The 13790-nt window shown below is 58.5% G+C and carries 11 protein-coding genes and 1 tRNA gene; 3 read left to right on the top strand and 9 right to left on the bottom strand.

The features are described from left to right. Window positions 1–350 precede the first annotated feature (350 nt). Both H9C73_RS08775 and H9C73_RS08770 read left to right on the top strand, forming a co-directional pair. Window positions 351–1928: a methyl-accepting chemotaxis protein gene (locus H9C73_RS08775; RefSeq protein WP_209287445.1), complete on the top strand. Its 1578-nt coding sequence runs from the start codon at window positions 351–353 to the stop codon at window positions 1926–1928. A 21-nt stretch (window positions 1929–1949) separates the two neighbouring features. Next, complete coding sequence (locus H9C73_RS08770) at window positions 1950–3989, top strand: putative bifunctional diguanylate cyclase/phosphodiesterase (RefSeq protein WP_209287444.1); 2040 nt, start codon at window positions 1950–1952, stop codon at window positions 3987–3989. 248 nt (window positions 3990–4237) lie between these two features. On the opposite strand, the gene H9C73_RS08765 is transcribed toward H9C73_RS08770, so the two are convergent. The 4 genes from H9C73_RS08765 to H9C73_RS08750 all read right to left on the bottom strand — a co-directional run bounded on the left by H9C73_RS08765 (window position 4238) and on the right by H9C73_RS08750 (window position 6376). Next, window positions 4238–4314: transfer RNA gene (locus tag H9C73_RS08765), tRNA-Met, on the bottom strand. Window positions 4315–4365: 51 nt separating this feature from the next. Then, entirely contained in the window at window positions 4366–4737 is a 372-nt protein-coding gene (locus H9C73_RS08760; RefSeq protein ID WP_209287443.1) for a PilZ domain-containing protein, read from the bottom strand. After that, the gene (locus H9C73_RS08755; RefSeq protein ID WP_209287442.1) at window positions 4734–5528 is read right to left on the bottom strand and encodes an OmpA/MotB family protein; all 795 of its coding nucleotides are present in this window, start codon (window positions 5526–5528) and stop codon (window positions 4734–4736) included. Before H9C73_RS08755 ends, H9C73_RS08760 begins: the two co-directional genes overlap by 4 nt. Window positions 5529–5530: 2 nt before the next feature. Next, window positions 5531–6376 (bottom strand): motility protein A, encoded by an 846-nt coding sequence (locus H9C73_RS08750; RefSeq protein WP_236014180.1) that lies wholly within the window; start codon window positions 6374–6376, stop codon window positions 5531–5533. A 60-nt stretch (window positions 6377–6436) separates the two neighbouring features. Between H9C73_RS08750 and H9C73_RS08745 the strand changes: the two genes are divergently transcribed. Further along, window positions 6437–7297 carry a DUF72 domain-containing protein gene (locus tag H9C73_RS08745; RefSeq protein ID WP_209287441.1) on the top strand — a complete coding sequence of 287 codons (861 nt, stop codon included), beginning with the start codon at window positions 6437–6439 and terminating at the stop codon, window positions 7295–7297. 1 nt (window position 7298) lies between these two features. On the opposite strand, the gene apaG is transcribed toward H9C73_RS08745, so the two are convergent. Genes apaG through lptD form a run of 5 tightly spaced genes read right to left on the bottom strand, consistent with a single transcriptional unit; the run spans window position 7299 to window position 13730 of the window. Beyond that, window positions 7299–7685: a Co2+/Mg2+ efflux protein ApaG gene (apaG, locus tag H9C73_RS08740; RefSeq protein WP_209287440.1), complete on the bottom strand. Its 387-nt coding sequence runs from the start codon at window positions 7683–7685 to the stop codon at window positions 7299–7301. Window positions 7686–7725: 40 nt separating this feature from the next. Continuing rightward, complete coding sequence (gene rsmA / locus H9C73_RS08735; RefSeq protein WP_209287439.1) at window positions 7726–8541, bottom strand: 16S rRNA (adenine(1518)-N(6)/adenine(1519)-N(6))-dimethyltransferase RsmA; 816 nt, start codon at window positions 8539–8541, stop codon at window positions 7726–7728. Between the two features lie 2 nt (window positions 8542–8543). Continuing rightward, window positions 8544–9536 (bottom strand): 4-hydroxythreonine-4-phosphate dehydrogenase PdxA, encoded by a 993-nt coding sequence (gene pdxA, locus H9C73_RS08730; RefSeq protein WP_209287438.1) that lies wholly within the window; start codon window positions 9534–9536, stop codon window positions 8544–8546. A gap of 2 nt (window positions 9537–9538) precedes the next feature. Continuing rightward, on the bottom strand, window positions 9539–10828 hold the full coding sequence (locus H9C73_RS08725; protein WP_209287437.1) for a peptidylprolyl isomerase: 1290 nt from the start codon (window positions 10826–10828) through the stop codon (window positions 9539–9541). Next, window positions 10815–13730 carry an LPS assembly protein LptD gene (lptD, locus tag H9C73_RS08720; RefSeq protein ID WP_209287436.1) on the bottom strand — a complete coding sequence of 972 codons (2916 nt, stop codon included), beginning with the start codon at window positions 13728–13730 and terminating at the stop codon, window positions 10815–10817. The genes H9C73_RS08725 and lptD overlap by 14 nt, the downstream gene beginning before the upstream one ends. Window positions 13731–13790: the final 60 nt, after the last annotated feature.

Raw genomic sequence — 13790 nt, 5'->3', positions numbered from 1 at the left:
CCCTTCAGTGTCTTGATTGCCGTGTCCAACGGCAGCCATGTATCGGGACAGCTAAAAATGTGCCCAAAATGGATTTTTCTTTTAATTACAGATGCTTGTGATTATTGCGAGTCGAGCCGGTCAAAAACGTGCACCGCTTTGGGATCGGTAGTCACCGTTTTGGAGCACTACAGGCAGCCTGCAAACGAGGTGTGATGGGACGTCTGGCTTATTCGGGTATGAACTGAATCCTGGCCTGTAACGTAAATATCACTACTTTTCGTAAGGCTGTTGTCTGGATGGCAATACTAGAGTAATGTCGAAAACAGCCGTTTAAATAGTATTCGGTGGTTCAAAGTCGAGGGATCGAAATGAAGATCAATGAGCCGGTTACACAACAAGAACAAAACGTCTCTGACCACGCCAACATTTTATCCACAACCGACTTGAAGGGCGCGATTACCTACGTCAATCGTGACTTCATCGATATCTGTGGCTTTGAGCCTGACGAGCTCATGGGGCGCAACCACAACGTCGTGCGTCATCCTGATATGCCGCCTGCTGCTTTCGAAACATTGTGGGGGCGTGTGAAATCGGGCCAGCCCTGGATGGGGGTGGTGAAGAATCGCTGCAAGAACGGTGATCACTACTGGGTCGATGCGTTTGTTACCCCGATTGAAAAGAACGGTCAGGTCTGTGAATACCAGTCCGTCCGTCGTAAGCCTGAGTCAGACGTTGTGGCGCGTGCTGAATCCGTCTATGACCGCTTGAGTGCCAACCGCAAGCCGATGCCGAGTGCACTTCTGGGCCGGCTCGGACTGAGCGCACGTCTGCTGTTGTCTGTTCTTGTTCCTGGTGGCGCCGCACTGCTGGCCAGCAGCATGCAACCCCAATGGGCTCTGCCGCTGATGGCCTTGTCAATGCTGGTGATGCTGGCAGGCGTCCTGTTTTCTCTGCAGCCCTGGCGTCGTCTGGTACAGGATTGCGAACAGCAGATTGCAGACCCTGTGGCACGCTACGTCTATACAGGCCGTCAGGATGATATTGGGCAGGTGCGTCTTGTCATGCGGTTGCTGCGGGCAGAGCGTGACGGGCTTGTAGGGCGCATGCGGGACTCGGCTGGCCATTTGAAAGATGAAGCCTCTGCCCTGAGTGCCGCGGTCAATCAGTCACAGCATGGTGTGCGGCAGCAAACGGGCGAGCTCAACCAGTCGGCTGCGGCGGTCAGTGAAATGTCTGCCTCCGTTCAAGAGGTTGCCGGCAATGCACACAGCAGCTCTGATGCGGCTGAGGCAGCGGTTGAAGAAGTTGCCCATGGCAAACGAACCGTTGAAGCGACTACTACGGCGGTACATCACCTGCAGGAGCACATGGGCTCAACGGAATCCGTTATTGCCAAACTCGATGAAAGCAGCCGGGGTATCGCCAACATTCTGGATGTCATTACTGATATTTCCGAGCAGACCAACCTGTTGGCACTGAACGCGGCAATCGAGGCGGCGCGCGCCGGCGAAGCGGGACGCGGCTTTGCCGTTGTGGCGGACGAAGTGCGCTCACTGTCTCTGCGCACGCAAGACTCCACGGAGAAAGTGCGCAACATGATCGAGCAGTTGCAGACCTGTGCCAACGATGCGGTTGAGACGATCAACAGGGGACGTAACCAGGCTGATCGTTGTGTGGAGCTGAGTGACGAAACAGTGGTCGCACTGGACAATATTCTGAACTCAATTCGCCGCATTACGGATATGAGTGTGCAAACTGCCTCGGCCGTAGAGCAGCAAAGCAGTGTGGCCTCGGAGATTGACCGCAGCATCGTCTCCATTCAATCTATGTCCGAAGAGAACCTGGATGCCGCTGAGCAAAGTTCCACCGCCGGGCAGCATGTGCTGACGGTCGCAACGGAGCTTAGTGCGCTTGCCGATCAGTTCTGGAGTCGGAAGTCAGCGTAATTGTCAGCAAATGGATTGAATATGGACAGACAGCGTCAGTTTCTGGATTTGACCGGCGACTTCGTTGCCAGCCTGGATCGGAACCATCGTATCGAGTTCATGAACAGCTCTGGCCGTCGGATGCTGGATGTTCCGGCCAATCATGACTTCAATGTCACGCCCATGTATGTGCATCAGTTCCATGATGAGCATAATCTCGCCCTGCTCAGGGATGAGGTCTTCCCCAAGGTACTGTCGGAAGGCTACTGGCATGGCTCGATACATTTTCAAACGCTCAATGGTGAATCAGTGCCTGTCAGCCTGCGGGTGCTGGCGCACATGGATGAAAGTGGCCAGGTAACAGGTCTGACTGGCATTGGTCAGGACCTGAGGCTGCAGCATGCGTTGCAGGCGCAGGAAGCCATGGCCGAGCGCATTCTGGACAGTACCATCGAAGGGATAATGGTCACGGATGCTCATGCACGCATCCAAAGGGTCAACCCGGCCTTTACGCAGATCACTGGCTATAGCGCGGATGAGGTGAAGGGGAGAACTCCACGTTTCCTGCGCTCCAACCACCACGGCCAGGCTTTCTACGATGAGATGAATGCTGCGTTGGGGAATGACGGTATCTGGAAAGGGGAGGTCTGGAACCGGCGTAAGTCCGGCGAGGTTTACCTGCAATGGATGTCCATCAGTGCCCTGCGCGACGCGAAAGGGGAGATGACCCATTATGTCTCCGTTCTGCATGATTTGACCGAAATGCGAGCCAAGGAAGCGGAGATCGAGCAGTTGGCGTTTACGGACCCGCTGACCGGCATGGGTAACCGCCATAAGCTGATGCAGACACTTGCCGAGAAGCTGGGGCGTAACCCGCCTGCTCCCCTCGCGCTGATGTGTGTAGACCTTGGCCAGTTATCGCCCATTAACGACCGCTTTGGCATGCGCGGCGGCGATACGCTGATCAGGTGTCTTAGTAGACGCCTGCGACAACTGTCGGGTAGTGGGCAGCTGTTGTTCCGGTTGACCGGAGACGAATTTGTTATTTTGCTGACCAGTGCAGGCGACTTGACAGAGATTGCAAGGCACGCCGATCGCTGTATCCGTCTGTTGCACGAGCCAATGATCCTGGACGGCGATACCATCCGCATGAGTCCTTCCATTGGCATCTCACTGTCTCCCAAGGATGCTATGGACGCCGATACTCTGTTGTCCTCCGCTCAAACGGCGATGACCGCAGCCAAGCAATCTGGCCGAGAAAACTATCGCTTTTATGATGAAACCATCAGCAATGAGATGCGTCAGCGCCTGATGCTGGAGCAGCAGCTGATTCTGGCAACAGAGCCCAACGCGGACCTGGGGCTGCAACTCTATCTGCAGCCCAAAGTGGCGCTTTCAGACAGCCGGGTTATCGGTGCTGAAGTGCTTTTGCGCTGGGAACATCCGGAAAAAGGGCTGATTTCACCCGCTGACTTTATTCCGCTGGCAGAGGAGAGCCGGTTGATTGTGGCGCTTGACCGATGGGTCTTTGCGCGCAGCTGTCGCCTTTTGCGAGACTGTCGACGTGAAGGACGCCCAATGCCCAGAATCAGCATCAACCTCTCGGCGCGACAGTTTCAGGAACCTGATCTGGTGAGCTGGTGCCTTGAGACGGTCAAACGTTTTGGGGTTGAGCCGGGTGAGCTGGAGCTGGAAATAACGGAAACCGCGTTTATAGACTTTGCTGACTGTGTATTGGAGCGTTTGCATGGACTTCGTGAGGCGGGCTTCAATCTGGCGCTGGATGACTTCGGGACCGGCTACTCCAGTTTGACCTATCTGCGTCGCCTGCCGTTGGACGTTGTAAAAATTGATCGAGACTTCGTGGCGGACCTGTGCCGCGACGGCAAGGCGTCGACGCTTCTGCAGGGGCTAATTCAGCTGCTGGACAAGCTTGAGTTTGATGTCATCGCCGAAGGGATTGAGCAGGTCGAGCAGGTGGCGCTGCTGCAAGGCATTGGGTGCAAGAGCGGGCAGGGCTTCCTGTTTCACAGGCCGATGCCTGCAGAGTCTTTTGTGGCGCTGTATCAGTCCGAGCAGTAGGCTGTGCAAGGACGCAGTCTCTATGACCGCTCGCCCCGTTTCTGGCCCGGGGTTCAGAAACGAAAAAACCGGCACCTTTCGGTAACCGGTTTTTTCTGAATTTGTAGCGTGTGTTGGATTTGCACCAGCGATCTTCGCCCGGGGTTATGAAGAGCTGAGCCCGACGAGCTGCTCGTCAGCTCTCAATTTTTACCCATGTACATAAACGAAAAAACCGGCACCTTTCGGTAACCGGTTTTTTCTAAATTTGGTAGCGGGGGCTGGATTTGAACCAACGACCTTCGGGTTATGAGCCCGACGAGCTACCAGACTGCTCCACCCCGCATCAGATTGTGTGCGTATATTACGGACGCATTATGCTAACGTCAAGACTTTATTAAACTTTCTTCTTGGCGCGGCGGATGGCACGTGTTTGGCACCAGGTGATGAACTCTGACAGCAGCTTATGTTCTCGGGCCGAGAGTCCATCAATATCGGCACACCAGACCTGGCCGACCTTCCGAACCAGTATGAGCTGGCATTCGAGCATAATCGTACGACTATCAATACGAAACTTGATATGCGCCGGCACACGGGTGTCGGTCAGCGCCTGATCGGTGATAAAGGCGAGGCCCGTTTCGGACAGGTCACGTATGTTAACTTCAATATCACCAATATGAACCTCGATGGGGTCATCTTCGTCAACATGCAGACGATAGGCACGTCGGCCGCTGTCCTTAAGCTCCGGTATTTGGATATTCGGCTTCATGGTTCGACGGCTCGCTTCTCCAGTACGAATTCAATACGTCGGTTGATGGCTCGGTTTTCCGGGCTGATATTGGGTACCAGCGGGATGGCCGAGCCATAACCTGTTGCAGTCAGGCGTTTGGGGTTGATGCCGGCATCTACCAGGTAGCGCAGTACGGTGGTGGCACGCACGGCAGACAGCTCCCAGTTGGAGGGGAACTGGGCGGTACTGATCGGGATATCATCCGTATGTCCCTGTATTTCGAGCTTGTAACCCGGATTGACGATCAGGGACTCAAGCAGGGCATCAAGCATGGGGAGCATGGCCGGATTGAATTCGGCCGAGCCCGAGGTAAACAGGGCAGCGCCCTTGACGCGCAGGGACAGCTTGCCATCGCGCGGTGTGCCGATCTCGATGGCATCCTGCATCTGCATCAATTGAAAGGCGCGCTCCAGGTCCTGCGTCAGCTGTTGCCACTCCAGTGCCGCCACCTCCGATTCTGCCGCATCCTCGGCGTCATTCTCTTCAGCCGGCTGGCTTTGCTCGGGCGCTTGCATGATGGCGTCATTCACGGCTGAGGGCGTGCCCTGAGTACTTTCAAGGGGAACCAGTCTGTCGGGGGCACCGGAAACCGCCTGCTGGAAAGCACTCTTGAAAGACTGCATGGCCTCGGCAAAGCGCTCTTTCTCCAGATTGGACATGGAGAACAGCAGTACGAAAAACACCAGCAGGAGTGTCATCAGGTCTGCATAGGTCATCAGCCAGCCCGGCGCACCCGATTCCTGAGTCAATTCCCGTCGACGGCTGCTCATACTCACCCCCGTGGTGCCGACTGGGCCTTGGCGTTTTCGGTGGCTTTGCCCTTGCCGTCCTTCTTGCCTGCTTCATCCGCTTTGGGCTTGCCAATGCGAACAGGCTTGCGCTGAGCTTCGGGCAGGTAGGACGCCAGCTGCTCGTAGACATGCATGTAGTGGTCATTGGTCAGGATGCTGATGCAGCCCTCACGAATGATCTCCAGATTGGTCACTTCCGACAGGGTGCGAGCATGGAGCTTGCCGGCGATTGGCAGGAACACCATGGTAGCCAGCAGGGAACCGTAAAAGGTGGTTAGCAGTGCGACGGCCATGGCGGGGCCAATGGTCTCCGGCTCGGACAGTTGGCTGAGCATCTGAATCAAGCCGATCAGAGTACCAAGCATGCCGAATGCCGGTGCGTAGGAGGCCATCTTGCGAAAAACGTCCTGAACCGAATGATGTCGCGCCATCAGCGAGTCGATTTCGTTTTGCAGGGTGTTACGAATGACCTGCTCGGACGCGGCCTCGGCGAGCAGGTTACAGGCACGCTTGAGTACGTGCGAATCGCTCTCCACGTCCCCCAGCTTGAGCAGGCCGTGACGATGCGATACCCGGCTGAGTTCCAGCATGGTGTCGATCATCTCCTGGGGGTTCGTGTTGTCACGGGTGAAGACGATCCAGGCGGCCTTGAATGCGTTGAGCACGTCCTTGAAGCGAACGGTCAGCAGGGTGGCAGCCAGAGTACCGCCGGCGACGATCATGATGCCGGGCACGTTAACGAAGACGTCGGCGTTGCCGCCCAGGAAAATGGCGCTGATAATCAGGGCAATACCTGAAAAAATGCCGAGGAGAGAGGCGAAATCCATTGTGATTCAGTACCCTGTCAGCGTGGAAAGAACGAGTTGTAGTATAACAACAGAGTGGCCATGACGTCAGACTACTTTATTGGCTTGCCTCAATGGAAGCATCCCGAGTGGAATCGCTCGATCCTGCCGGACCCGGCACAGCCGGATCTGGCCCAGTACGCGGCCAGCTTCAGCTCGGTGGAGGGTAACACCACTTTTTACGGACTGCCCAGGCAGGAGACCATCAAGCAGTGGTGGCAACAGACCTCGGAGGATTTCCGGTTTTGCTTCAAGTTTCCACAGACGATCAGCCATCAGGCTGAGCTGAGGCACTGCGATGATGAGTTAAACCAGACCTTTAAGCACCTTGGCTTGCTTGAACAGCGCTTGGGGATGCTCTGCCTGCAGCTGCCGGCGCGCTTTCGACCGGACCATCTGGCTCAGCTGGCGGCTTTTTTACGGCGTCTGCCGGCCGGGTTTCGCTATGCCGTTGAGGTCCGTCATCCGGCCTTTTTTGACGGTGGCGAGGGGGAGCGACAGCTGAACCGGCTGCTGATGGAGATGGGGGTCAATCGCATCATGTTTGATACACGGTCACTGTTTGCAAACCCTCGTACTGACCGGGTAAGTCAGGAGGCCCTGCAGCAGAAGCCGCGTGTACCACTGCGCGTGTTGGCAACCGGGTCGGCGCCCATGTTGCGTTTTATCACGCCCCTGCACTGGCAGGAAGGCTTGCCCTGGCTGGAGCCCTGGGTCGACAAGCTGCTGGAGTGGATCGATGCCGGTAAAACACCCTTTGTCTTCATGCACACACCGAGCAACGCCGAAGCCCCTGAGCTGGCGCGCTGGCTGGCGCAGCGGCTGGAACAGAAGCGCCCCGGCCTGAAAGGGTTTGTGGATTGGGCGGGCAGGCCCCGGGCGGAACAGCCGGGGCTGTTCTGATTCAGTGCAGCGCGTTGGGCTGTGCCAGGGTAAAGGGTTCGATCGGAGTGTCGAATTCGCGCTCGTCCGGTGTAGTCATGCGGTAGCTGCCCTCCATGCTGCCCACCTCTGTCGCCAGAACGGTGCCGCTGGTGTATTCGTAGCTCTTGCCCGGTTCAATCACCGGCTTCTCACCGACCACACCTTCACCCTGAACTTCCTGCACGTGCTCATTGCCGTCGGTAATCCGCCACTGCCGGCTGAGCAGCTGAACGCTCTCGGCATTATGGTTGGTAATGCGGATACGGTAGGAGAACACGAAGCGGTGCGCCTCCGGCTCGGACTGATCCGGCAGATAGGCCGTGGTGACATCGATCTCGATATTGCGGCTGTACTCGGTGTTGTCCATCTGGGTTCGCTTATCCTCAAATTCGGGTTGCAGGCTGCGATTATTCCGCACTGGACTCTGGTGTCAATGCATCGCTGATACGCACAAACTCTTCCAGTGTCAGACGTTCCGGTCGCAGGCCGGGATCAATGCCCAGTGCCTCAAGCTGCTCGGCATCAATCAGTTGCTTGAGATTGTTACGCAGTGTCTTGCGACGTTGACCAAAAGCCGTGCGGACAACCTGCTGCAACTGCTTCACGTCTCGGGCCGGGATGGGCGGCGTGTCATAGGGAACCAGCCTGACGATGGCTGAGTCAACCTTGGGTGCGGGCGAGAAGGCACCGGGTGGTACGATGAACAGGGGCTCTACATGGCAGTAGTACTGCGCCATGATGCCAAGGCGGCCATAGTGGTTATCACCGGGGCCGGCGGCCAGACGGTCGACCACTTCCTTCTGCAGCATGAAATGCATGTCGTGAATCAGGCCGTTGAAGCTCAACAGGTGAAAAATCAGCGGCGTGGAGATGTTGTAGGGCAGGTTGCCTACCACGCGCAGGGGCCGTTCATCCTGCTGCAGGGGGCCAAAATCGAATTTCAGTGCGTCCGCTTCGTGAATGTTGAAGCTGTCTGCGTAGCGGAAGAACTGGGTACGCAGTATCGGAATCAGGTCGCGGTCCAGTTCGACAACGTCCAGCTCCCCGTTACAGGCATCCAGCAGTTCTTCCGTCAGCGCGCCCAGGCCCGGGCCGATTTCGACCAGGTGCTGGCCGGGCTGTGGGTTGATGGCTCGGATGATGCGCCCGATGACCCCCTGATCATGCAGGAAGTTCTGGCCAAACCGCTTGCGCGCCTTGTGACCGACGGGTTTCTTGCTCATGTTCAGTGTCCTGATTGATGCCGCGCCATATCAAGCGCGAACTGGAGTGCGGTGTGAAGGCTGCCGGCATCGGCCGTCCCGGTGCCGGCCAGATCGAGGGCGGTTCCATGGTCGACCGACGTGCGGATAATGGGCAGCCCCAGTGTGATATTGGCGGCGCGGCCAAAGCCCTTGTATTTGAGCACCGGCAACCCCTGATCGTGGTACATGGCCAGCACTGCATCCGCATCACGCAGGTGATGTTCCGTAAACAGGGTATCCGCAGGCAGGGGGCCCACCAGGTCGACGCCCTGCTGTCGGAAATCGTCCAGCACCGGGATGATGGTGTCGATTTCCTCATGTCCCAGATGTCCGCCTTCACCCGCGTGCGGGTTGAGTCCGGCAACCAGAATGCGGGGGGATGCAAGGCCGAAGGAGCGTTGCAGGTCCTGTACCAGTACCTGAATAATCTCCTCCAGCAAAGGGCGCGTAATGGCGGAGGGAACTTCCTTCAGCGGCAGGTGCGTGGTGGCCAGCGCAACCTTGAGCCCTTCGGTCGCCAGCATCATCACAACCTTGCGGCTGCCCGTCAGCGCTTCCAGAAATTCGGTGTGACCACTGAACGCAATGCCGGCATCGTTGATGATGCCCTTGTGCACAGGAGCGGTCAGCAGGGCCTGAAAATCGCCCGACATGCAGCCCAATGTGGCCTGACGCAGGGTTTCCAGCACATAGGACGCATTGGCGGTATTCAGCTGACCCGGTTCGCTTGGCGCGACCAGGTTAACCGGTTGACAGTAAAGCGCTCCCGGCGGCGCCGGTTGAGCCGTGGCTCCGGCCGTGAAAGGCAGAATCTCCAGCGGCAGGTCCAGCAGTCGAGCGCGCTGGCGAAGCAGGTCAGGGTCTGCGACCGCAATCAGCTGGCAGGGGGGTGCCTGCTGAGCCAGCTGGACGCAGAGTTCTGGACCGATGCCGGCCGGTTCTCCGGGGGTGATGGCGATACGAGGGCAGCTCACGGTCAAATCTTGCGCTCAATATAGGCTTGAGAACGGATTTCACGCAGCCAGTTGCTCAGTTCTTCATTGAACTTGCGCTGGCGGATGCTGTTACGTGCCTGGGACTCAAGCATCTCTTCACCCAGATCCTGGGTACGGCGGTCCTGCACCTGAAGAATATGCCAACCGAAGCGAGACTCGAACGGACGGCTGATGCTGCCTTCCGGAGTATTGTTCATGACCTGTTCAAATTCCGGCACCATCTGGCCGTTCTGTGTCCAGCCAAGATCGCCGCCCTGTGAGCCGCTGGCCGCGTCATCACTGTAGCGGCGCGCCAGTTCATCAAACGGCTGGCCTTCCTGCAGGCGCTGGTAGAGGTCGTCGATCAGGCGGCGTGTCTGGGATTCGCTGCGAATCTCGTTCGGCTTCAGCAGGATGTGTCGAACCTGCGTCTGCTCGACCAGCTGCACCTTGCCGCCGCGCTTGTCTTCCACTTTCAGCAGGTGGAAGCCACCGGGGGTCTTGATGGGGTCGCTGATTTCGCCCGGGCCCAGTTTTGAGATCGCGCGTGCGAGGGCTTCGGGCAGCTCGGTTTCCTTGCGCCAGCCCAGCTCTCCGCCCTGCAGGGCGTTGGGCGCATTGGACTCGGCGATGGCCAGCTCGGCAAAGTCGGCGCCCTGCTCCAGTTGCTCACGCAGTGCGAGGGCTTCCGCTTCCGCCTTCTGAATCATGGCTGGCGTGGCACCTTCCGGCAGTGCCAGCAGGATATTGCGCAAGCGGTATTCGGCCTGCACCTGCTGCTGACCCATTTCTGATTCAAGGAAGTTCTGCACTTCCTGTTCTGAAACGCTGATGCGGCGGTTGACGCTGCTCTGCTGAACCTGAGTCAGCAGCATCTCGCGGCGGATCTGTTCCCGCGCCTGGGCGTAGTCCTGGCCCTCGGCAATCAGCGCGTCACGAAACTGTGGCAGGGTCATGCCGTTCTGGGCAGCGATGCGGCTGATCGCCTGGTTCAGCTGGCTGTCGGAAATGCGCATGCCCTGACGCTCTGCAATCTGCATCTGGATATTTTCCAGGATGAGTCGATCCAGTACCTGCTGACGAAGGACATCTTCCGGGGGAAGTCGGGTTGAGTCCCGGGCCGCAACCTGCTGGCGCACCAGATCCATGCGCTGTTCCAGCTCGCTTTCCAGTACGATGTCCTCGTTCACCACTGCGGCAATGCGGTCAAGCACTTCGGCCTGAACGGCGTGCAGCGGGGCGGTCATCAGCAGCAGCCCCAGCAGGGGGCGTGCAAGTTTAGAAAGTGCCATCGTCGTCCTCGTCATATCCGGTGATTTCCTTCAGGTAATCGCTGCCTTCACCCTGGCCGAATGAGCCCAGGCCGCGCAGGACAAACTGCAGGAAGATGCCAGTATCGGTTTCAAATGCTTCATTGCTGCCCACGCTGTCCGGGTCAACCACCCAGCGTCGACCGGTCAGGCGGACCTTCCAGCAGCAGCTGGAGTACTCGATGCCCAACAGGGTATCGAGGTTTTCATTGGCGTCCAGGTCCTGCTGCCAGCGGCCATAGCCCGTCCACTGGTTGCTCAGGGGCCAGCGGAACGCCATATCCAGCTGCTGGTTACCATCGTTGGGGCGTTTTTCAATATTGTCGCGGTAGCTCAGGTAGAACAGGCGGCGGTCACCGGGGCGGTAGCTGAGCTTGTAGTTGTGCTCCAGAAACTCATAGCTGTCCCGGTCAACCTCGCCATTGTGTGTTAGGCGCAGGTTGCGAGTGAAGTTCCAGTTGGCCAGTGTGGCCAGGTTGGAGCTGCTGTTGGTGGCCGGGTTGCCCTGAGTCACGGCCGTGTCACCACTGTCCCCGGGGCGGCCTGCATACTCGCGGTCTGCAAAGTAGTGCGCCTGAGCAACGCCGACACGGAGCTTTTCAATGCCCTGTCGAGAATAAATGGCACTGGACAGACCCAGCGTTGCCTGAGTGGTATCAGCTACACGGTCGTTGCCACTCCAGCCGGTCTCGTGGAACAGGTTGGAGTAGGTGAAGCTCAGCTGTGACGAATCAAAGGTGGGCACCTCAAACTGCTTATCGGCTTCGGCGTGCAGCAGGAACAGGCGCGGCTCCAGCGTTTGGGTATAGGTGCCATCACCCAGTTCATAGTCACGCTCAAACACCAGCCCGGTATCCAGGCTGACAATGCCTGCGCTGATCGACTGACTGCCGCCCAGCGTGCTGTCCCGGTCATTCTCAAGATCATAGGAAGAGTGCCAGAGTGTGGCAGCAGAGCGCACGAAGCCCCAGGGCTGCTCAAGTGCGTAGCTCACACGCGGGCGCAGGTGAACGCGGCTGCCAACCGTATGGCCTGCGTCACTGCCGGGCGCATAGCGGCTTTCCAGGTTCCGCTCAAAACGGACATATTCGGCCTCGTAGGAGGCGTTCAACCCTCCGGCCAGATCAGGCTGGAAGCCGGTCAGGCGAATTTGTGGCAGGCGCTCGTACGGGGTGGTGCCGTCGATGGTCTGATAGCCCTGAGTGCGGAAACTGAGGGCCCAGTTGGGCTGACGGTAATTGAGTTCCAGCAGCTGATCCAGGTGGTCATCGCGTTGTACGTCCAGGCTGGTGCCCAGATCTTCAAAGTAGTCATCGTCACTGACACGGGTGAAGTCGATGCGGCTGGACAGGTTCTGCTTCAAGGTGCCCTGATGTTCAAAACCGAGCAGCCAGCGATCACCGTTGTACTGGCTGTCATCAGCCAGAATCGCGGTGCTGAGGCTGTTATGAGACCAGGCGTTCATGTAACGCAGCTCGTTTTCCAGCAGCAGGCCTCGTTCGCCGATATAGCGGGGAGTCAGAGTATCGTCCAGATTGGGCGCGATATTGAAATAGTACGGTACGGACAGGTCGATACCGTCGCTCACCGAATAGCGAATGCTCGGATAGAGGAAGCCGGACTGGCGGCGGTCGTCAATCGGGAATGACAGGTACGGGGTATACAGTACCGGAACTCCGGCCACGTCCAGCGTCGCATGACGGGCCACACCGCGGCCGGTCTCGGGGTCCAGCTCAATGGATTTGGCGGCCAGCTGCCAGGCGTTGCTGCCCGGCTCACAGTAGGTGACGGCACCTTCGTCCAGTCGAACACGGCTGTCACCAAAGCGGGTAATCTGCCGCGCCTGGCCGCGCATGTGCTCCTGATGCATCACGTACTGGGCATTATGGAAGCGGGTATCGCCACTGAGCATGTCGGCATCGGCCTGTTCGCCCCGGAGCAGGAAGCCGCGCTCACGGTATTTAACCTCGCCAAACAGGCGTGCCTGGCTGCTCTGGCGGTCATACTCGCCACGGGTACTGCTGATCAGGCGACCGCCACGCTGGATCTGGATACCCCCCTCAAGCGTGGTAATGCCATCCAGTACCGTCGATGAGCTCAAGGCATCGATATAGACCGGCTGCTGATCGAGCGGGCGTTCATCTTCCAGAAAAGCCAGTTCAGGCTCTACGTAGCGACCACGGCAGGCTCCGGGGGCCTCGCCCGGCGCATAGGCATACCAGTCAAGTGCGGCCGCCGATGCGGGTGTAAGCGGGGCGGTCGGTGACTGGACCAGTGGCTGTGCCGCGGGGGCGGCTCCGGGAACCTGTTTGCAGTCCCAGTCGCCACCACTGGCGGTGCAGTCCCATTCCGGCTTGCCGGCTGCCAGTGTTCTTGTGTTCGTGCTGCGAGTCGCGCCGGTCTGCTGTCCTGCCTGTTGCTGACAGTCCCAGCTATCCCCCTGAGCCACGCAGTTCCAGTCGGTGCCGTTGGCAGGGGCTGACAGGGCGGTCTGGGGTTTGGGCTGGACCTCTGGCGGCTTGGGCCAGTCCACAGCGGCTGGCGCTGCGATCTCGACAGGCGGGGCAGAATCCGCAGCCGCTTCCGGTCGGGGCTCTTGACGGGATGTCGGGGCTTCCGGCTGAGCGGCTACTGCACTCTCTGCAGGCTCAATCCGGACAGGCTCGCGTTCAGTGTCCGGTGCGACCTCCTGGTCGCCGTCCCTGGGCGTTTGAGCAGGCTGCCGGGCCAGGGCTTCGTTAACCTCGCAGTCCCAGTCTCCGCTGGGGGTGAGATTACAGCTCCACAGGCGTTCAGGGTTGTCCTCTGCACGCAGGGTTTGAGCACTGATTGCAGCGGCCACCGCCAGCGCAAGTTTGAATCCAGCTCGGGTGTTAAAGGGCATCAGAAGAGTCGCTTTCCGGTTGCGGTCGGGCCTGTTTCATGCGGACCCGCAAGTCGAGTA

Source organism: Marinobacterium alkalitolerans (assembly GCF_017776525.1).
Taxonomy (GTDB): domain Bacteria; phylum Pseudomonadota; class Gammaproteobacteria; order Pseudomonadales; family Balneatricaceae; genus Marinobacterium; species Marinobacterium alkalitolerans.
This window is presented reverse-complemented; position numbering and strand designations above follow the sequence as displayed.